The organism is Staphylococcus massiliensis CCUG 55927, assembly GCF_000298075.1.
GTDB lineage: Bacteria > Bacillota > Bacilli > Staphylococcales > Staphylococcaceae > Staphylococcus > Staphylococcus massiliensis.
This window is the reverse complement of sequence record NZ_JH815593.1, coordinates 645053-665189: the sequence shown is the minus strand read 5'-3', so window position 1 is coordinate 665189 and position 20137 is coordinate 645053. Positions and strand designations below refer to the sequence as shown.

The following is a 20137-nucleotide window of genomic DNA, read 5'->3' as shown; positions in this document are numbered from 1 at the left end:
GAAAAACTCAGGCGCTTACAGTTTACAATAGCGCTTACATTACTTATAATTGTTATTGAACTTAACCTAAGAAACAGGAGGATGGAGTATGAATATCCATGAGTATCAAGGTAAAGAAATTTTTCGCTCTATGGGCGTAGCAGTGCCTAACGGGCATGTTGCTTACTCTGCTCAAGAAGCTGTAGAAAAAGCAAAACAATTAGAATCAGATGTATATGTAGTTAAAGCTCAAATACATGCTGGTGGTCGTGGTAAAGCTGGCGGTGTTAAAATTGCTAAGTCTTTATCAGAAGTTGAAGATTATGCTAAAGAATTACTAGGTAAGCAATTAGTTACACATCAAACTGGTCCTGAAGGTAAAGAAGTTAAACGTTTATACATTGAAGAAGGTTGCGACATCCAAAAAGAATACTACGTTGGATTCGTTATCGACCGTGCTACTGACAGTGTCACTTTAATGGCATCTGAAGAAGGCGGTACTGAAATCGAAGAAGTAGCAGCTCAAACACCTGAAAAGATTTTTAAGGAATCAATCGACCCAGTTGTTGGCTTAGCGCCATACCAAGCACGTCGTATTGCATTCAACATCAACATTCCTAAAGAATCAATCAATAAAGCGGCTAAATTCTTAATTTCACTTTACAACGTATTCGTTGAAAAAGATTGTTCAATCGTTGAAATCAATCCACTTGTTACAACAGGTGAAGGGGAAGTATTAGCACTTGATGCTAAAATTAATTTTGATGACAACGCATTATTTAGACATAAAGATATCTTAGAATTAAGAGATTTAGAAGAAGAAGATCCAAAAGAAATCGAAGCTTCTAAATACGATTTATCATATATTGCTTTAGACGGTAACATTGGCTGTATGGTTAATGGTGCAGGTCTTGCTATGGCAACTATGGATACAATCAATCATTTCGGTGGAAACCCAGCTAACTTCCTAGACGTTGGTGGCGGTGCTACTAAAGAAAAAGTTACTGAAGCATTCAAAATCATCTTAGGTGATGACAATGTTAAAGGTATCTTTGTAAATATCTTCGGTGGAATCATGAAATGTGATGTTATCGCAGAAGGTATCGTAGCAGCGGTTAAAGAAGTTGAATTAAAATTACCATTAGTTGTTCGACTTGAAGGTACAAACGTTGAATTAGGTAAACAAATCTTAGATGAGTCAGGTTTAGCAATCGAATCAGCTTCAACAATGGCTGAAGGTGCACAAAAGATTGTAAAACTTGTACAAGAAGCGTAAGGAAAGGATGGGAGCACGAAAATGAGTGTATTTATTGATAAGAATACAAAAGTAATCGTTCAAGGTATTACAGGGTCAACTGCCCTTTTCCATACAAAACAAATGTTAGAATATGGTACACAAATCGTAGCTGGTGTTACACCAGGTAAAGGTGGACAAGTTGTTGAAGGTGTACCAGTATTCAATACAGTAGAAGAAGCAAAACAAGAAACAGGTGCTAATGTTTCAGTAATTTACGTACCTGCACCATTCGCTGCAGATGCGATTTTAGAATGTACAGATGCTGAATTAGATTTGGCTATCTGTATCACTGAACACATTCCTGTTGTAGACATGGTTAAAGTTAAGCGTTACATGGAAGGTAAGAAAACACGCTTAGTTGGACCTAACTGTCCTGGTGTTATTACACCTGATGAATGTAAAATTGGTATCATGCCAGGTTACATCCACAAAGGTGGCCATGTAGGTGTTGTATCTCGTTCAGGTACATTAACTTATGAAGCAGTACATCAATTAACTGAAGAAGGTATCGGTCAATCTTCAGCAGTTGGTATCGGTGGCGACCCAGTTAACGGTACTAACTTCATCGACGTATTAAAAGCGTTCAATGAAGATGAAGATACTAAAGCAGTAGTTATGATTGGTGAAATCGGCGGTACAGCTGAAGAAGAAGCTGCTGAATGGATTAAAGAAAACATGAACAAACCAGTAGTAGGCTTCATTGGTGGTCAAACTGCACCTCCAGGTAAACGTATGGGTCACGCTGGTGCGATTATCTCAGGTGGTAAAGGTACAGCTGAAGAAAAAATCAAAACACTTAATGACTGTGGTGTTGAAACAGCTGATACGCCATCAGAAATCGGTACTACTTTAATCAAAGCTGCTAAAGATGCAGGTATCTACGAAAGCTTATTAACAGTAGAAAAATAATTTGATTAATTTTATAGATGACGTTACCCGTGGACGATTGTTCACGGGTATTTGTCATGCCATCATTTAGGTTACAGTTTTCAAATTTTCGGTACTCTTAACGTTCCCATTAAACTTCACTAGAAAACGTATTGAAACTGTAAAACACCACCGATTTATTTTGACTTAAAATAAATTTAAGAGGTGGTATGTTTGAATCAAAATTTATTATTAAAATTAAGCTACGCTCATTTTTCTACACGTGACATTTATAAACTTCTGTTACAATTCCACTTAAGTTTAGATGATGAATTAGAAATACATAACTTTTTTGGCGATGCCCCGGAAGATATTCCTTTTCAATGGAAGAAAAAATACCAACGTTTCCAAACGATCAACATTGATCATATTCGTCGTAACCTTGAATTAGACCACATACATGTACTGTCCATAGAAGATCAGTTATATCCTGAAAATTTGAGAGAAATATATGATGCACCTTTACTTTTATTTGTGAAAGGTAACCTCGATTGCTTAAAAGGACTTTCTCAAAGAGGACTTAGTATAGTCGGGTCTCGTAACGCAACTGAATACACAAGACGAGCCTTAGACGTTATATGTCCTGAGTTTAAAACTTTAAATTTAGTTATTGTTTCAGGTTTAGCTAAAGGAGCTGATGCTTGTGCACATGAAATGGCTCTAAAACATCAATTAAATACGGTTGGTGTATTGGGATTCGGTCATCAAATGCATTATCCTAAGGAAACGCTCGATATGCGACATTGGATTGAAACCTATCACTGCACCATTTCAGAATATCCGCCATTTACTAAAATAGCGAAGTTTCGTTTCCCAGAGCGAAACCGTATTATAAGTGGCGTTTCTAATGGTGTTTTAGTCACGGAAGCTAACCAGCAAAGTGGCGCACTTATTACTATTGATCAAGCTTTAGATCAAAACCGAAATGTTTATGTGCTACCAGGCTCAATGTTTAATGAGTTAACGAAAGGCAATATGAAACGTGCGAAAGAAGGGGCGAAAATCGTTACAGAAGCGTCGGATATTTTAGAGGATTATCTTACAATATCTTAGATTTAAATTGAGTCATTTTAATTTAAAAGATTGACAAATCTAAATTGTAACGTTTATCATTTATCTTTGAAATCAGAAATGCAAGGGGGAACTACTTTGGCAGATAATCTTGTCATTGTTGAATCGCCTGCAAAAGCTAAAACTATTGAAAAATATTTAGGTAAAAAATACAAAGTTGTTGCATCTATGGGACATGTCAGAGACTTACCTAGAAGTCGTATGGGCATAGATGTAGAGGATAATTGTGAACCTAAATATATTACGATTCGGGGCAAAGGACCGGTAGTTAAAGAATTAAAGCGCCATGCTAAGAAAGCTAAAAAAGTTTATCTAGCAAGTGACCCTGACCGTGAAGGTGAAGCAATTGCTTGGCATTTAGCAAACATTTTAGAACTTGAAGATGAAAAGAAAATTAGAGTTGTATTTAATGAAATTACAAAAGACGCCGTTAAAGATAGTTTTAAAAGCCCACGTGAAATCGAAATGGATTTAGTGGATGCTCAACAAGCGCGTCGTATTTTAGATAGATTAGTGGGGTATAACATCTCACCAGTATTATGGAAGAAAGTTAAAAAAGGTTTGTCAGCTGGACGTGTTCAATCAGTCGCATTACGTTTAGTGATTGACCGTGAAAATGAAATCCGTAATTTCAAACCTGAAGAATACTGGAAAATTGAAGGTGAATTTAGATATAAACGTTCTAAATTCAAAGCTAAATTCCTTCATTATAAGAACAAGCCTTTTAAATTAGAAAATAAAAATGATGTTCAAGCCATCACGTCGGAACTTGATGGCGATAAATTTGAAGTTACTAAAGTTACGAAGAAAGAGAAAACGAGATATCCATCAAATCCGTTTACGACGTCAACGCTTCAACAAGAGGCAGCTCGTAAGTTAAACTTCAAAGCACGTAAAACGATGATGGTTGCGCAACAATTATATGAAGGTATAGATTTAAAACGTAAAGGTACGGTTGGTTTAATCACATACATGCGTACTGACTCAACACGTATATCTCAAGATGCTAAAGGCGATGCTTATAAATATATTGTTGATACGTATGGTGATCAATACACATCTAAACGTAAACAAAAAGGTAAGCAAGGGGACCAAGATGCCCACGAAGCTATCCGACCAACGAGTACGTTTAGATCTCCAGACGAAATGAAATCGTATTTAACGAGAGACCAGTATCGTTTATATAAATTAATTTGGGAACGTTTTGTTGCTTCGCAAATGGCACCTGCAATCTTAGATACAGTTGCTTTAGACTTAACACAAAACGACATTAAGTTCCGTGCGAATGGTCAAACCATCAAATTTAAAGGTTTCATGACATTATACGTAGAAACTAAGGATGACCAAGAAAAAGATAAAGAGAATAAGCTTCCAAATATCGAAGAGGGTGAAAAGGTCACTGCGACGAACATCGAACCGTCTCAACACTTTACGCAACCACCTCCACGATATACAGAAGCACGTTTAGTTAAAACGTTAGAAGAGCTTAAAATTGGTCGACCGTCTACGTACGCACCTACCATTGATACGATTCAAAAGCGTAACTACGTTAAAAATGAAAGTAAGCGCTTTGTTCCTACTGAATTAGGTGAAATCGTAAATGAACAGGTTACGGAATACTTTCCTGAAATTGTAGATGTAGACTTTACTGTTAATATGGAAACGTTACTTGATAAAATTGCCGATGGTGATACTGAATGGAAGAAAGTCATCACGCGCTTTTATGATAGTTTCAAAAAGGACGTTGAACGCGCTGAGGAAGAAATGGAAAAAATTGAAATTAAAGATGAACCTGCTGGCGAAGATTGTGAAAAATGTGGATCGCCTATGGTTATTAAAATGGGACGTTATGGTAAATTCATGGCGTGCTCGAACTTCCCAGATTGCAGAAACACCAAAGCGATTATCAAATCTATTGGTGTTAAATGTCCGAAATGTAAAGACGGTGAAGTTGTAGAACGTAAATCTAAGAAAAATCGTATGTTCTACGGTTGTTCTAATTACCCAGAATGTGAATTTATTTCGTGGGATAAACCACTTGGTAGAGACTGTCCAAAATGTCAATCCTACTTGGTTCAACATAAAAAAGGACGTTCATCCCAAGTTATTTGCTCAAATTGTGATTATAAAGAAGAAGTTGAAAAATAATAGATGCATACAAGCAGGTTGTTTCTAATCTTATGAAAATGAACCTAAGCGTTTATTTTCAAGTATAGGGGCAACCGCTTCATGCGTTTAAAGGGAGGTAATATTATGACTAAGGTTAATATTATTGGTGCTGGTCTTGCTGGTTCTGAGGCTGCATACCAACTCGCTGAACGAGGAATTAAAGTAGATTTATTTGAAATGCGTCCAGTTAAGCAAACGCCTGCGCACCATACGGATAAATTTGCAGAACTTGTATGTTCAAACTCGTTAAGAGGTAATGCACTTACAAATGCGGTTGGTGTGCTTAAAGAAGAAATGCGCCAACTTGATTCATTAATTATTAAAGCAGCAGACAGTGCGCGTGTACCAGCTGGTGGTGCGCTAGCGGTAGATAGACACGACTTTGCAGGTTATGTTACGGATACACTTCGTAATCATCCAAACGTTACAGTCCGTAATGAAGAAATACATTCTATTCCTGAAGGACCTACTATCATTGCAACAGGTCCGTTAACGACTGAAAACTTAGCTCAAGAAATTGTAAATATCACAGGTGAAGACCAACTATACTTCTATGATGCAGCGGCTCCAATTGTGGAAAAGGATTCAATTAATTTAGATATCGCTTATTTAAAATCGCGTTATGACAAAGGCGAAGCAGCGTATTTAAATTGTCCTATGACGGAAGAAGAGTTTAATCGTTTTTACGATGCTGTATTAGAAGCTGAAGTCGCACCGGTTAACGAATTTGAGAAAGAAAAGTACTTTGAAGGGTGTATGCCGTTTGAAGTAATGGCTGAACGTGGACGTAAGACATTATTATTTGGTCCAATGAAGCCTGTAGGACTTGAAGATCCTAAAACTGGTGAAAGACCATATGCTGTTGTGCAACTGAGACAAGATGACGCAGCTGGAACTTTATATAACATTGTTGGGTTTCAAACACACTTAAAATGGGGTGCCCAAAAAGAAGTGATTCGCTTAATTCCTGGTCTTGAAAATGTTGAAATCGTTCGTTACGGCGTTATGCACCGTAATACATTTATCAATTCTCCAGAAGTATTAAGCGAGACGTATCAACTAAAAGGGCACGATAATCTATACTTTGCTGGTCAAATGACGGGTGTTGAAGGTTATGTAGAAAGTGCAGCAAGTGGACTAATCGCTGGTTTAAACGTTGCCAACCAACTTAACGGCAAGAAACCAGTTATATTCCCTCGTGAAACGATGTTAGGTAGTATGGCTTATTATATTTCACATGCAAAAAATAATAAGAACTTCCAACCAATGAATGCAAACTTTGGTATCCTACCATCACTCGAAGAACGTATCAAAAACAAGAAATTACGTTACGAAACACTTGCGAACCGTGCACTTGAGTATTTAGATCATTTTAAACAAACGTTAGACTAAACAAATTATTATGTGTCAATATTATATGAATTATAAGTATTAAACTAATATATTTTTAACGTTTTATTTGTTTTTATATGCGAACCCTTACATGATTATGCTACAATGCTAATGATGGAGGGGTTTTTTGTTGAATAAAATCCAAGAAGAATTTTTATATATGTTACATGCGGAAAAAATGTTTTCCTCACATACACTACATGCTTATCAAGATGATCTCATCCAGTTCAATCGATTTCTAGAACAAGAAAGCTTGAATTTAGAAGATTTTGAGTATCGAGACGCTCGTAACTATTTAGCGTATCTTTATGATAATGGTTTAACGCGTACGACTGTTTCGAGAAAAATTTCGACGTTACGTTCATTTTATACGTACTGGATGGCTAATGACCAAGAGGTCAACAATCCTTTTATTCAGCTTGTTCATCCAAAAAAATCGAAACGATTACCTAATTTCTTTTACGATGAGGAAATCGACGCGATGTTTGATACGGTTAAGCAAGATACTAAAAAGGGGCTACGCGACCGTGTTATCTTGGAGTTGTTATATGCTACTGGAATTCGGGTATCTGAATTAGTACATATGAAACGTGAAGATATCGATTTATCGCTTTCACTTATCAAAATACTAGGTAAAGGTAATAAGGAGCGCATTGTTCCTTTCGGGGAATTTTGTCGCCAAAGTCTGATTGAATATTTCGAATTGTTTAAGCCAATTCAACATGTATCTCACGATTATGTACTAGTAAATATGAAAGGTGAGCCTATTACCGAGCGTGGTGTGCGATATGTGCTAAATGATGTCGTTAAGCGAACAGCTGGTGTTAATAAAATTCACCCACATAAACTTCGCCACACATTCGCAACTCACATGCTTAACCGAGGCGCTGATTTGAGAACAGTCCAGTCTTTATTAGGTCACGTGAATTTATCTACGACGGGACGCTATACGCATGTAACGAATAGTCAATTACGTAATGTATATTTAAATGCGCATCCACGTGCAAAAAAGGAGAATGATTAATGAAACCTTCAATTCATGCAACAACAATATTTGCGGTTAGACATAATGGTCACGCTGCGATGGCAGGTGATGGACAAGTTACGCTAGGCGAACAAGTCATCATGAAGCAAACAGCACGTAAGGTTCGACGCCTTTATAACAGCCAAGTACTTGCAGGATTTGCAGGTAGCGTAGCTGATGCGTTTACTTTATTCGAAATGTTTGAGACTAAACTTCAAGAATATAGTGGCAATTTAGAACGTGCAGCCGTAGAACTTGCTAAAGAATGGCGCGGTGATAAACAACTGAGACAACTTGAAGCAATGTTAATCGTTATGAATAAAGATGCAATCTTACTCGTTAGCGGTACTGGTGAAGTGATTGCGCCAGATGATGACTTAATCGCCATTGGTTCTGGTGGTAACTATGCATTAAGTGCTGGCCGAGCGCTCAAACAACATGCTACAGATATGAGCGCTCATGATATGGCACACGCGAGTTTGAAAGTTGCTTCTGAAATCTGCGTGTTCACGAATGACCAAATTATAGTTGAAGACTTGTAATAAAGGAGTGTCCTAATGATACAAAACAAAGTTAAATTAACACCTAAAGATATTGTTGAAAAATTAAATGAGTACATCGTTGGTCAAGATGATGCGAAACGTAAGGTCGCTATTGCACTGCGCAACCGTTATCGTCGTAGCTTATTAGATGATGAAATTAAACAAGAGATTGCTCCAAAGAATATCCTGATGATGGGACCTACAGGCGTAGGTAAAACTGAAATTGCACGTCGCATGGCTAAGATCGTTGGCGCGCCTTTTGTTAAAGTGGAAGCTATAAAATTTACTGAAGTTGGTTATGTCGGACGCGATGTCGAAAGCATGGTGCGTGACTTAGTAGATGGTGCGGTTCGATTAGTAAAAGAAGAGAAGAAAAACGACGTTCATGATGAGGCTATCGAAAAGGCGAACGATAAACTCGTTAAATTACTTGTACCGAGTATGAAAAAGAAAAAAGAACAAAGTAATAACCCACTTGAGAATATGTTTGGAATGTCTATGCCTAACTTTGGGCCTAACCAAGATGAAGATGAAGAACCTCCTACAGAAGATATCAAAACGAAACGTTCTGAAATTAAACAACAATTATTAAACGGTCAGCTTGAAAATGAGAAAGTTAAAATCAAAGTTGAACAAGATCCGGGTTCAATGGGCATGCTTGGTATGAACCAGAACCAACAAATGCAAGACATGATGAATCAATTAATGCCTAAAAAGAAAGTCGAACGTGAAGTTAAAGTTAAAACTGCACGTAAAATATTAGCTAACGATATCGCTGATGAATTGATTGATCAAGAAACAGCAAACCAAGAAGCGTTAGAATTAGCTGAACAAATGGGTATTATATTTATAGATGAGATTGATAAAGTTGCAACCAACAATCAGTCCAATGGACAAGACGTTTCAAGACAAGGTGTACAGCGAGATATACTCCCAATCCTTGAAGGTAGCGTTGTTCAGACAAAATATGGTACTGTAAGTACGGAACATATGCTTTTCATTGGTGCTGGTGCTTTCCATGTATCTAAACCAAGTGATTTAATACCAGAATTACAAGGTCGTTTCCCAATTCGTGTTGAACTTGAAAGTTTAACAACTGAAGACTTTGTAAGAATCTTAAAAGAGCCTAAGCTTTCATTAGTTAAACAGTATGAACTACTTCTTAATACTGAAGACGTAACTGTTAACTTTACTGATGAAGCGATTGAGCGACTTGCTGAGATGGCATATCAAGTTAACCAAGATACGGATAATATTGGTGCGCGTCGCTTGCATACCATTCTTGAGAAAATGCTTGAAGACTTATCATTTGAAGCACCAAATATGCCTAATGCAGTGGTAGATATTACACCACAATATGTCGACGAAAAACTAAAAACAATTTCAACTAACAAAGATTTAAGCGCATTTATTTTATAAATATCATAAAAAAGGAGAAGAATCATGAGCTTATTAGCGAAAACTAGAGAACTCAATACACTATTACAAAAACATAAAGGTATTGCTGTTGACTTTAAAGATGTTGCACAAACAATCAGCCAAGTTTCAGTTTCTAATGTATTTATAGTTTCACGCAGAGGTAAAATTCTAGGTTCAAACTTAAACGAGCTACTTAAAAATGACCGTATCATTCGCATGTTAGACGATCGTCATATTCCTGTAGAGTACACTGAAAAATTAATGCACGTTTCTCAAACGACATCAAATATTGATATTGAAGATGAATTATCAGTATTCCCATTAGAAAGTCGTGATTTATTCGAAGAAAGCCAAACGACGATTTTCCCTATTTTAGGTGGTGGAGAACGTTTAGGTACATTAGTACTAGGTCGTGTAAGTGAAGACTTTGACGATAACGACTTAGTTATAGGTGAATATGCTGCAACTGTAATCGGCATGGAAATCTTACGTGAAAAGCATAAAGAAGTTGAAGAAGAAGCACGTGATAAAGCAGCGATTACAATGGCTATTAATTCACTTTCTTATTCAGAAAAAGAAGCAATTGATCATATCTTTGAAGAATTAGGTGGCAACGAAGGTTTACTTATCGCTTCTAAAGTAGCAGACCGTGTTGGTATTACACGTTCAGTGATCGTTAACGCACTTAGAAAACTTGAAAGTGCAGGCGTTATTGAATCAAGATCACTTGGTATGAAGGGTACATTTATTAAAGTTAAGAAAAACCAATTCTTAGATGAATTAAGTCAATCTAAATAAGCAATAAATGACTGTTGATTTTTCTACTTGTATATGATATATTTATTTGCGGCTATTAAGCTAAACACACACACGTAAAACCAAAGTATAAAAGGTGCGATGTTAATAAATCGTCTTTATATGAGTTTTATGTGGAGGAAAAAACCAAGGAGGAATTATACATGGCAGTAATTTCAATGAAACAATTACTAGAAGCAGGTGTTCACTTCGGTCACCAAACACGCCGTTGGAACCCAAAAATGAAAAAATACATCTTCACAGAAAGAAATGGTATCTATATCATCGACCTTCAAAAAACTGTGAAGAAAGTTGAGGAATCATACAACTTCCTTAAACAATTATCAGAAGATGGCGGTAAAGTACTATTCGTTGGTACTAAAAAACAAGCACAAGACTCAGTTAAAGCTGAAGCAGAACGTGCTGGCCAATTCTACGTTAACCAAAGATGGTTAGGCGGAATCTTAACAAACTTCAAAACAATTTCTAAACGTGTTAAACGTATCTCTGAAATTGAAAAAATGGAAGAAGACGGTACTTTCGAAGTACTTCCTAAAAAAGAAGTAGTTGAACTTAAAAAAGAATACGATCGCTTAATCAAATTCTTAGGCGGTATTCGTGATATGAAATCAATGCCTCAAGCATTATTCGTAGTTGACCCTCGTAAAGAGCGTAATGCTATTGCGGAAGCTCGTAAATTACGTATTCCAATCGTAGGTATTGTTGATACTAACTGTGATCCAGATGAAATCGATTATGTGATCCCAGCAAACGACGATGCTATTCGTGCCGTTAAATTATTAACTGGTAAAATGGCAGATGCTATCTTAGAAGGTCAACAAGGTGTTTCTAACGAAGAAGTTGCGGCTGAGCAAAACATCAACCTTGATGAAGAGGCTAAATCAGAGTCTGAATCATCAGAAGAAAACACATCTGTTGAATCAAACTAAGTATACTCTTAAAATGGGTGATAAGATAATAAGCTTATCACCTTTTTTTAAAATATATTAACAAGAACATATTGGAGGAATTAAAATGGCAATTTCAGCTAAACTTGTAAAAGAATTACGTGAAAAAACTGGCGCAGGAATGATGGATTGTAAAAAAGCGCTAACTGAAACTGATGGAGATATTGATAAAGCAATTGATTACCTTCGTGAAAAAGGTATTTCAAAAGCAGCTAAAAAAGCTGACCGTATCGCTGCAGAAGGTATTACTCACGTTGAAACTAAAGGAAATGAAGCAGTAGTAGTTGAAGTTAACTCTGAAACTGACTTCGTTGCTCGTAATGAAGGTTTCCAAGGTCTAGTAAAAGAAATTGCTAACCAAATTCTTGCTACTAAACCAGCATCTGTTGAAGAATTATTAGAAACTAAATTTGAAAATGGTCAAACTGTTTCTGATCGTATGACAGAAGAAGTTGCTACAATCGGTGAAAAATTAAGCATTCGTCGTTTCGCTGTAAGAACTAAAAATGATGATGACGCATTTGGTGCTTACTTACACATGGGTGGACGTATCGCTGCATTAACTGTAGTTGAAGGTTCTAACGATGAAGAAGCTGCTAAAGACGTAGCTATGCACGTTGCAGCTATCAACCCTAAATACGTTTCATCTGAAGATGTAAACCAAGAAGAATTAGATCACGAAAAAGAAGTATTAAAACAACAAGCACTTAACGAAGGTAAACCAGAAAACATCGTTGAAAAAATGGTTGAAGGTCGTTTACGTAAATACTTACAAGAAATCTGTGCTGTTGATCAAGACTTCGTTAAAGACCCAGATCAAACAGTTGAAGCTTTCTTAAAATCTAAAGGCGGTAAACTTGTTGACTTCGTACGTTACGAAGTTGGTGAAGGTTTAGAAAAACGTGATGAAAACTTCGCTGATGAAGTTAAAGGCCAAATGAATAAATAAAGCACAATCAACAGTTAAGAAGGCACCTTTTGTGTTTTCCTTATAGCTTAAAGCTTTATGAATATGTTATTATTTAGTAAAGTTAAAGCTTTTAGGAAGACCTATTGTGTCTTCTTTAATTGTATATTGTACATATCCTGATTATAGAGAGGAAATGACTATGACTGAATCTTCTAATTATAAACGTGTAGTTTTGAAACTTAGCGGAGAAGCATTAGCTGGCGATAAAGGATTTGGTATTAATCCAATGATTATCAAAAGCATTGCACAACAAGTAGCAGAAGTATCTAAAATGGACTGTGAAATTGCAGTTATCGTTGGTGGCGGTAATATCTGGAGAGGTAAAACAGGTAGCGATCTAGGTATGGACCGTGGTACTGCTGACTATATGGGTATGCTTGCAACAGTGATGAACGCATTAGCATTACAAGATAGCTTAGAGCAACTAGATTGTGATACACGCGTTCTAACTTCAATTGAAATGAAGCAAGTAGCTGAACCATACATCCGCCGTCGTGCTATCAGACATTTAGAGAAGAAACGCGTTGTAATCTTCGCTGCAGGTATCGGTAATCCATACTTCTCTACTGATACAACAGCTGCATTACGTGCTGCTGAAGTAGAAGCAGACGTTATCTTAATGGGTAAAAACAATGTAGATGGTGTTTACTCTGCAGATCCTAAGACAAATAGCGATGCTAAGAAATATGACCACTTAACTCACATTCAAATGTTACAAGAAGGCTTACAAGTTATGGATTCTACTGCTTCATCATTCTGTATGGACAATAATATTCCATTAACAGTCTTCTCAATTATGGAAGAAGGTAACATTAAACGTGCTGTTATGGGTGAGAAAATTGGTACATTAATTACAAAATAATTTGAGGTGAAAGAAATGGCTGACATCATTGCAGATGCTAAGACAAGAATGAAAAAATCGATCGATAGTTTATCACGTGAACTTGCAAACATTAGTGCAGGTCGTGCTAACTCTAACTTATTAAACGGTGTTAACGTTGACTATTACGGTGCGCCAACTCCAGTTCAACAATTAGCAAGTATTAACGTTCCAGAAGCACGTTTACTTGTACTATCTCCATATGATAAGTCATCTTTAGATGATATTGTGCGTGCGATTAACGCAGCGAACTTAGGTGTAAATCCTTCAAGCGATGGCGAAGTAATCCGTATCACGGTACCAGCATTAACTGAAGAACGTCGTAAAGAAATCTTCAAAGAAGTTAAGAAGCTTGGTGAAAATGGTAAAGTTTCTATCCGTAACATCCGTCGTGATGCGAACGATGCGCTTAAGAAAGAAGAAAAGAACGGTGAGATTTCTGAAGACGAATTAAGAAGTCAAACAGATGAAGTTCAAAAGATTACAGATGCGTCTATCAAAGACATCGACACATTAGTTGATGATAAAGAGAAAGACGTTATGGCTGTATAATATATAAACATTTAAGAACTGTGCCAAATACAACTTTGGTACAGTTTTTTTGTTTGTTTATTCAACCAAGCCGTTCTGTGTGATAAAATGGTAGATAATTGCATGAAAAACCTATTATAATACAGAGAGATAGTCAGGCGCGGAGGATAGACCATGTTTAATAAGTTTAAAAATAAAAAAGATACAGATAAACAGAATATAGAATTAGATTTACATAATATTCCAGAACATATCGCTATAATTATGGATGGTAATGGTAGATGGGCTAAAAATCGCAAACTAGCGCGTATTAAAGGACATTATGAAGGTATGCAAACGATTAAGAGAATTACGCGCGAAGCAAGTAATATTGGAGTAAAATATTTAACGTTATATGCCTTTTCAACGGAGAATTGGTCAAGACCTGAAAAAGAAGTTAAGTATATTATGAGTTTACCGATAGATTTCTTATCTACATTCTTACCAGAACTTATTGAAAAAGACGTAAAGGTTGAGACAGTTGGTTTTGTTGATCAATTGCCTGAAAAGACACGTGAAGCAATTGAAACTGCAAAAGCACGTACGAAGGATAACCAAGGTTTACGTCTTATTTTTGCGATTAACTATGGTGGACGTGCAGAAATTATCCATAGCGTGAAATCACTTTATCATGAGTTACAAAATAGTGAGCAGTCTATCGATGATTTAACTGAAGCACAATTCTCTTCTCATCTTATGACTAAACATTACCCAGATCCTGAATTATTAATTCGTACATCTGGAGAACAACGTATTAGTAATTTCTTAATTTGGCAACTTTCATATAGTGAATTTATATTCAATTCAAAGCTATGGCCAGATTTCGATGCAGATGATCTAAAAGAATGTATAAAAATATATCAATCCCGTCAAAGACGATTTGGAGGATTGTAAGTTAAGGAGCTTATTATGAAAGTAAGAACTATTACGACGATAATAGCATTACTCGTCTTTTTACCGTTTGTACTTTACGGTGGTACGCCTTTAATTGCGTTTTCATATTTACTTGCTATCATCGCTTTAAAAGAGCTTTTGAATATGAACCAAATCAAAATTTTATCCATCCCTGGATTAATCAGTACTTTGGCACTATTGATTATCATGTTCCCACAAAACGCTGGATCATGGGTCGGTGTCTACCAATTAAAAACGCTTACGATTCTAAGTTTCGTATTTTTAAGCTATACGGTTATGTCTAAAAACCGTTTTAGTTTTATGGATGCGGCATTTTGTCTTATGAGTATTGCTTATGTTGGAATCGGCTTCATGTACTTCTACGAAACAAGAACAGCTGGTTTACAATTTATTTTACTTGCTTTATGTACGGTTTGGTTGACAGATACGGGTGCGTATATATTCGGTAAAATGATTGGTAAACACAAGTTATGGCCGGTCATTAGTCCAAATAAGACAATAGAAGGTTTTATTGGTGGGATATTCTGTAGTTTATTAGTACCACTTTTACTAAGCCTCGTTGTTGATTTCCATTACCCGATGTGGTTATTGTTAATTAGTACTGTTATTTTTAGTATGTTTGGTCAATTAGGTGACCTTGTAGAATCTGGATTTAAACGTCACTTTGGTGTGAAAGATTCGGGTCGTCTATTACCAGGTCATGGTGGTATTTTAGATCGATTTGATAGTTTCATGTTCGTTTTACCACTTATGAATATTTTATTAATCCAAAACTAAGGTGAATTAAATTTATGAAAAATATAGCGATACTAGGTGCTTCAGGTTCTATTGGAGCACAAGCTTTAGACGTGATTAAAAATCACCCAGATGAATTTAAATTAGTCGCATTTTCAGTAGGAGAAAATATTGAACTTGCAAAACAGGTTATTGAAGAACATAACCCTGAATTAGTTTCAGTTAAGTTAAGTGAAGATAAAGCAGCGTTATCTGCGTATGATATAAAAGTTGTTTCAGGACAACAAGGGTTAATTGAAGTTGCGACATTCCATAAATCGGATGTCGTATTGAATTCTTTACTTGGAAGTGTAGGCTTAAGACCAACCATCCAAGCGATTGAAGCTAAGAAAGATATTGCTTTAGCAAACAAGGAAACACTTGTTGTTGCTGGCGAAATTGTGATGCAGCATGCCAAAGCGAACAACGTAGCAGTTCTACCAGTTGATTCAGAGCATGCTGCGATTTTTCAATGTTTAAATGGGGAAGACCCTAAGAAAATAAAGAAAGTCGTAATTACTGCTAGTGGCGGTTCTTTTAGAGATTTATCTCGAGACGAACTTAAAGATGTTACTGTGGAAGATGCACTGAATCACCCTAACTGGTCTATGGGTCACAAAATTACAATAGACTCAGCTACTATGATGAATAAAGGGTTTGAAGTTATAGAAGCGAAATGGCTTTTCGATTTAGATATTGATCAAATTGAGACTATCCTACATAAAGAGAGTATTATTCATTCGATGGTAGAATTTGAAGATACAAGTGTGATGGCTCAGCTTGGTACGCCTGATATGCGAATGCCGATTCAGTACGCATTCACGTATCCAGAACGTATCAAGCATGATGCACCATCATTAAATTTAGCAGACATTCAAAAACTTCATTTTAATGAAATGGATTTAGAACGTTATCGTTGCTTAAAATACGCATATGATGCGATTAAAGTCGGTGGTACGATGCCAGTTGTATTAAATGCCGTGAACGAAGTAGCAGTTGCTAAATTTTTAAAAGGTGAGATTTCATTTTTAGATATTGAGCATTTAATTGAAAAAGAAATGTCCGAACACGACGTTAAATTAAATCCAACACTTGAAGACATTTTAGAAGTCGATCAGTATTATAAATCTAAGAATTACGAGGTGTAAATCAGTGTTAATTACAATTATTGCATTCATGTGTGTATTTGGTCTTTTAGTATTTGTGCATGAATTTGGGCATATGTATTTTGCTAAAAAAGCAGGTATTATGTGTCCTGAATTTGCAATCGGGATGGGTCCTAAAATTTATCACTTTCGTAAAGGTGAAACATTATATACGATTCGTCTTTTACCTGTAGGTGGTTATGTACGTATGGCTGGTGATGGTTTAGAAGAACCACCCGTGCAACCAGGTATGAACATTAAAGTTAAACTTAATGATAAAGATGAGATCACACATATTCTCTTAGATGATCAACATAAGTTCCAACAAATTGAATCTATGGAAGTTAAGAAATGTGATTTCAAATCCGACTTGTTCGCTGAAGGTATCATGGGCTTTGATGAAGAACGTCATCGTTATAAAATTGCAGACAAAGCTTACTTTGTTGAAAATGGTAGCCTTATCCAAATTGCACCTAAGTACCGTCAACTTACTTATAAGAAGCCTTACCAAAAGTTTTTAACACTTTTCGCAGGCCCATTATTCAACTTCATTTTAGCTGGTATCTTGTTCATCGGACTTGCTTATTTCCAAGGGGTTCCAAGTAATGTCGTTAAAGATATTGAAAAGGACTTTCCAGCTGAGAAGATCGGCCTTCAAAAAGGTGATGAGATCACCAAAATTAACGATCATAAAATTGACTCACAGCAAGACGTTAAAGATGCTTTAGATCAATCTAAAGGTGAATCGTCTAAGTTAACATATGAACGTGATGGCAAAGAGAAAACTGCAACGTTTACACCTAAGAAGGTCAAACAAAAGGTAAGTAAAACACGAACAGTAGAGTCGTATTTACTTGGTTTCACACCTGAAATGAAACATTCTATATTTGAGCCATTTATATATGGTATTGAACGTACCTTTAAAGCAGGTACATACATCTTTACAGCAGTTGTCGGTATGATTGCGAGTATCTTCACTGGTGGTTTCTCATTCGACATGCTTAATGGACCAGTTGGTATTTATAAAAACGTTGATACTGTAGTTAAAACGGGTATTATTAACTTAATCGGTTGGACTGCTTTATTAAGTGTTAACCTAGGTATCATGAACTTACTACCAATTCCTGCATTAGATGGTGGTAGAATCTTATTTGTCATTTACGAAGCGATATTTAGAAAGCCAGTTAATAAAAAAGCTGAGACATATATCATCGGTGCTGGTGCGATATTCGTTATTGTTATAATGATTTTAGTAACATGGAATGATTTACAACGTTACTTTTTATAAAAAGGAGGAGTTAGATTTATGAGACAAACTAAAATGTTTATCCCAACACTTAGAGAAGAACCAGCTGAGGCTGAAGCGATAAGTCATAAATTATTATTAAAAGCAGGTTTAATCAAACAAATGACAAGTGGTGTGTATAGCTACTTACCACTTGCAACACGCGTACTTAACAACATTTCACATATCGTACGTGAAGAAATGGAAAATATTGATGCAGTAGAAGTATCAATGCCCGTTATGCAACAAAAAGAATTATGGGAAGAATCTAAGCGTTGGGAAGCTTACGGTCCAGAGTTAATGCGTATGAAAGACCGTCATGGTCGTGAGTTCGCTTTAGGACCTACACATGAAGAGGTTTTTACATCATTAGTAAGAGATGAATTAAAGTCTTACAAACGTCTTCCTATTACATTATTCCAAATTCAAACGAAATTTAGAGATGAAAAACGCCCACGCTTTGGATTATTACGTGGCCGAGAGTTCATTATGAAAGACGCATACTCATTCCATAGTGATGAAGCATCTTTAGATGAAACGTATCAAGCGATGTACCAAGCTTATTCAACGATATTTAAGCGAGTAGGTATTAGCGCACGTCCAGTTGTCGCTGACTCAGGCGCTATTGGTGGTAATCATACACACGAATTCATGGCTTTGAGTGATATCGGTGAAGATACGATTGTTTATAGTGAGCATAGTGATTACGCCGCGAATATTGAAAAAGCAGAAGTGGTTTATGAAGCGAATCCGTCAAACGCGTCACCTGAAGCACTTGAAAAGATAGATACACCTTCAGTAAAAACGGTCAAAGATTTATCCAAACATCTTAATATCGGTTTAGACAAAATCGTTAAATCTATGGTCTTTAAAGTTGATGGTGAATATATCATGGTTCTTGTACGAGGTGACCATGAAATCAATGACGTTAAACTTAAAGCGCATTTCGCAACTGATGCAATCGAAATGGCTACACAAGACGATATCTTTAACTTACTTGGTGCTAACCCTGGTTCATTAGGTCCAATTACCGATAAAGACATTACGATTTATGCGGATAACTTTGTTCAAGATATGGCTAACATTGTTGTAGGTGCGAACGAAGATGATTACCATTACATCAATGCGAATTTAGAACGTGACTTTAAGGTTAATGAATTTGGTGATTTCAGATTTATTCTTGAAGGTGAACCTCTTGCGGATGGTTCAGGCGAAGCTAAATTCAAAGAAGGTATCGAAGTTGGTCAAGTCTTCAAGCTCGGTACGCGTTATTCAGAAGAAATGAACGCGACATTCCTAAATCAAGATGGCCGTAGTGAGCCTTTAATTATGGGCTGTTATGGTATTGGTGTTTCAAGAACGCTTAGTGCGATTGTTGAACAAAACCATGACGACAATGGTGTTATTTGGCCGAAGTCCGTTACACCGTTTGATGTACACTTAATTACGATTAATCCTAAAAAAGAAGAGCAACAAGTTTTAGGTGACAAGCTTTATACATCTTTATCAACGATCTATGATGTACTTTATGATGACCGTAAAGAACGTGCAGGTGTTAAATTTAATGATGCTGACCTCATTGGTTTACCAGTACGCGTAGTTGTAGGTAAGCGTGCAGATGAACAAATTGTTGAAGTGAAACGCCGTGATAATGGTGAAGGCGATGAAGTTCATATTGATGATTTAACATCGCACTTAACACAGATTTTCCAAGAAATTAAATAAGCATGACCGGTTAAAATTTGTTATACTAAGTTAAACAATTATCAATATTATATACTTAGTATATGATTTTAATAAGTCATGACATATTCAAACTGAGACATTTATGAACGCTAAGTATAGATGTCTCAGCTTTTTTAGCTTTAAAGCTTATAGAAGATGTATTCGGTTGATTAAAGTATTGAAAAAGGTTCTGGGACATATTACTACAATTCTCTTAAACAGCATGCTTTCCTGTAAAGTTCAACTCGAATTTAAAATTCGTTAGTTGAACTTACAAAGAAGCCTGAGCT

18 protein-coding genes are annotated in these 20137 nt (G+C 36.2%); all 18 read left to right on the top strand.

Features of this window, described 5'->3' with window-relative positions; genetic code table 11:
* Window positions 1-88: 88 nt before the first annotated feature.
* The 18 genes from sucC to A33S_RS0103455 all read left to right on the top strand — a co-directional run bounded on the left by sucC (window position 89) and on the right by A33S_RS0103455 (window position 19847).
* Window positions 89-1255, top strand: coding sequence for an ADP-forming succinate--CoA ligase subunit beta (gene sucC, locus A33S_RS0103540; protein WP_009381716.1), 1167 nt, complete (start codon window positions 89-91; stop codon window positions 1253-1255).
* Window positions 1256-1276: 21 nt separating this feature from the next.
* Window positions 1277-2185 (top strand): succinate--CoA ligase subunit alpha, encoded by a 909-nt coding sequence (gene sucD / locus A33S_RS0103535; protein WP_009381717.1) that lies wholly within the window; start codon window positions 1277-1279, stop codon window positions 2183-2185.
* A gap of 192 nt (window positions 2186-2377) precedes the next feature.
* Complete coding sequence (gene dprA, locus A33S_RS0103530; protein WP_009381718.1) at window positions 2378-3256, top strand: DNA-processing protein DprA; 879 nt, start codon at window positions 2378-2380, stop codon at window positions 3254-3256.
* 78 nt (window positions 3257-3334) lie between these two features.
* The gene (gene topA, locus A33S_RS0103525; RefSeq protein WP_193765454.1) at window positions 3335-5422 is read left to right on the top strand and encodes a type I DNA topoisomerase; all 2088 of its coding nucleotides are present in this window, start codon (window positions 3335-3337) and stop codon (window positions 5420-5422) included.
* Window positions 5423-5527: 105 nt separating this feature from the next.
* The gene (gene trmFO, locus A33S_RS0103520; RefSeq protein WP_017176563.1) at window positions 5528-6835 is read left to right on the top strand and encodes an FADH(2)-oxidizing methylenetetrahydrofolate--tRNA-(uracil(54)-C(5))-methyltransferase TrmFO; all 1308 of its coding nucleotides are present in this window, start codon (window positions 5528-5530) and stop codon (window positions 6833-6835) included.
* 130 nt (window positions 6836-6965) lie between these two features.
* Window positions 6966-7859, top strand: coding sequence for a tyrosine recombinase XerC (xerC, locus tag A33S_RS0103515; RefSeq protein ID WP_009381721.1), 894 nt, complete (start codon window positions 6966-6968; stop codon window positions 7857-7859).
* Window positions 7859-8401, top strand: a complete 543-nt coding sequence (gene hslV, locus A33S_RS0103510; RefSeq protein WP_009381722.1) for an ATP-dependent protease subunit HslV — start codon at window positions 7859-7861, stop codon at window positions 8399-8401. Before xerC ends, hslV begins: the two co-directional genes overlap by 1 nt.
* Before the next feature lie 15 nt (window positions 8402-8416).
* A complete protein-coding gene (hslU, locus tag A33S_RS0103505) occupies window positions 8417-9820 on the top strand; it encodes an ATP-dependent protease ATPase subunit HslU (RefSeq protein WP_009381724.1) in 1404 nt (467 codons plus the stop codon).
* Window positions 9821-9844: 24 nt separating this feature from the next.
* Window positions 9845-10618: a GTP-sensing pleiotropic transcriptional regulator CodY gene (codY, locus tag A33S_RS0103500; protein ID WP_009381726.1), complete on the top strand. Its 774-nt coding sequence runs from the start codon at window positions 9845-9847 to the stop codon at window positions 10616-10618.
* Between the two features lie 161 nt (window positions 10619-10779).
* Complete coding sequence (rpsB, locus tag A33S_RS0103495; protein ID WP_009381728.1) at window positions 10780-11565, top strand: 30S ribosomal protein S2; 786 nt, start codon at window positions 10780-10782, stop codon at window positions 11563-11565.
* Between the two features lie 85 nt (window positions 11566-11650).
* Window positions 11651-12532, top strand: a complete 882-nt coding sequence (gene tsf, locus A33S_RS0103490) for a translation elongation factor Ts (RefSeq protein WP_009381729.1) — start codon at window positions 11651-11653, stop codon at window positions 12530-12532.
* Between the two features lie 160 nt (window positions 12533-12692).
* Entirely contained in the window at window positions 12693-13415 is a 723-nt protein-coding gene (gene pyrH / locus A33S_RS0103485) for a UMP kinase (RefSeq protein WP_009381731.1), read from the top strand.
* 15 nt (window positions 13416-13430) lie between these two features.
* A complete protein-coding gene (gene frr, locus A33S_RS0103480) occupies window positions 13431-13985 on the top strand; it encodes a ribosome recycling factor (RefSeq protein WP_009381732.1) in 555 nt (184 codons plus the stop codon).
* A gap of 153 nt (window positions 13986-14138) precedes the next feature.
* Window positions 14139-14897, top strand: a complete 759-nt coding sequence (locus A33S_RS0103475; protein WP_009381734.1) for an isoprenyl transferase — start codon at window positions 14139-14141, stop codon at window positions 14895-14897.
* A gap of 15 nt (window positions 14898-14912) precedes the next feature.
* The gene (locus A33S_RS0103470; RefSeq protein ID WP_009381736.1) at window positions 14913-15695 is read left to right on the top strand and encodes a phosphatidate cytidylyltransferase; all 783 of its coding nucleotides are present in this window, start codon (window positions 14913-14915) and stop codon (window positions 15693-15695) included.
* Window positions 15696-15709: 14 nt separating this feature from the next.
* Window positions 15710-16840 (top strand): 1-deoxy-D-xylulose-5-phosphate reductoisomerase, encoded by a 1131-nt coding sequence (locus A33S_RS0103465; RefSeq protein WP_009381738.1) that lies wholly within the window; start codon window positions 15710-15712, stop codon window positions 16838-16840.
* Between the two features lie 28 nt (window positions 16841-16868).
* Window positions 16869-18125: an RIP metalloprotease RseP gene (gene rseP / locus A33S_RS0103460; protein WP_037556753.1), complete on the top strand. Its 1257-nt coding sequence runs from the start codon at window positions 16869-16871 to the stop codon at window positions 18123-18125.
* Window positions 18126-18143: 18 nt separating this feature from the next.
* Window positions 18144-19847 (top strand): proline--tRNA ligase, encoded by a 1704-nt coding sequence (locus A33S_RS0103455; protein WP_009381740.1) that lies wholly within the window; start codon window positions 18144-18146, stop codon window positions 19845-19847.
* Window positions 19848-20137 lie beyond the last annotated feature (290 nt).

Coding starts and splice junctions, on each gene's coding strand:
- hslV (WP_009381722.1), top strand. CDS start 7,859: ATGAAACCTTCAATTCATGCAACAACAATATTTGCGGTTAGACATAAT.
- rpsB (WP_009381728.1), top strand. CDS start 10,780: ATGGCAGTAATTTCAATGAAACAATTACTAGAAGCAGGTGTTCACTTC.
- pyrH (WP_009381731.1), top strand. CDS start 12,693: ATGACTGAATCTTCTAATTATAAACGTGTAGTTTTGAAACTTAGCGGA.
- A33S_RS0103470 (WP_009381736.1), top strand. CDS start 14,913: ATGAAAGTAAGAACTATTACGACGATAATAGCATTACTCGTCTTTTTA.
- sucD (WP_009381717.1), top strand. CDS start 1,277: ATGAGTGTATTTATTGATAAGAATACAAAAGTAATCGTTCAAGGTATT.
- rseP (WP_037556753.1), top strand. CDS start 16,869: ATGTGTGTATTTGGTCTTTTAGTATTTGTGCATGAATTTGGGCATATG.
- A33S_RS0103475 (WP_009381734.1), top strand. CDS start 14,139: ATGTTTAATAAGTTTAAAAATAAAAAAGATACAGATAAACAGAATATA.
- frr (WP_009381732.1), top strand. CDS start 13,431: ATGGCTGACATCATTGCAGATGCTAAGACAAGAATGAAAAAATCGATC.
- trmFO (WP_017176563.1), top strand. CDS start 5,528: ATGACTAAGGTTAATATTATTGGTGCTGGTCTTGCTGGTTCTGAGGCT.
- A33S_RS0103455 (WP_009381740.1), top strand. CDS start 18,144: ATGAGACAAACTAAAATGTTTATCCCAACACTTAGAGAAGAACCAGCT.
- topA (WP_193765454.1), top strand. CDS start 3,335: ATGCAAGGGGGAACTACTTTGGCAGATAATCTTGTCATTGTTGAATCG.
- tsf (WP_009381729.1), top strand. CDS start 11,651: ATGGCAATTTCAGCTAAACTTGTAAAAGAATTACGTGAAAAAACTGGC.
- A33S_RS0103465 (WP_009381738.1), top strand. CDS start 15,710: ATGAAAAATATAGCGATACTAGGTGCTTCAGGTTCTATTGGAGCACAA.
- hslU (WP_009381724.1), top strand. CDS start 8,417: ATGATACAAAACAAAGTTAAATTAACACCTAAAGATATTGTTGAAAAA.
- sucC (WP_009381716.1), top strand. CDS start 89: ATGAATATCCATGAGTATCAAGGTAAAGAAATTTTTCGCTCTATGGGC.
- codY (WP_009381726.1), top strand. CDS start 9,845: ATGAGCTTATTAGCGAAAACTAGAGAACTCAATACACTATTACAAAAA.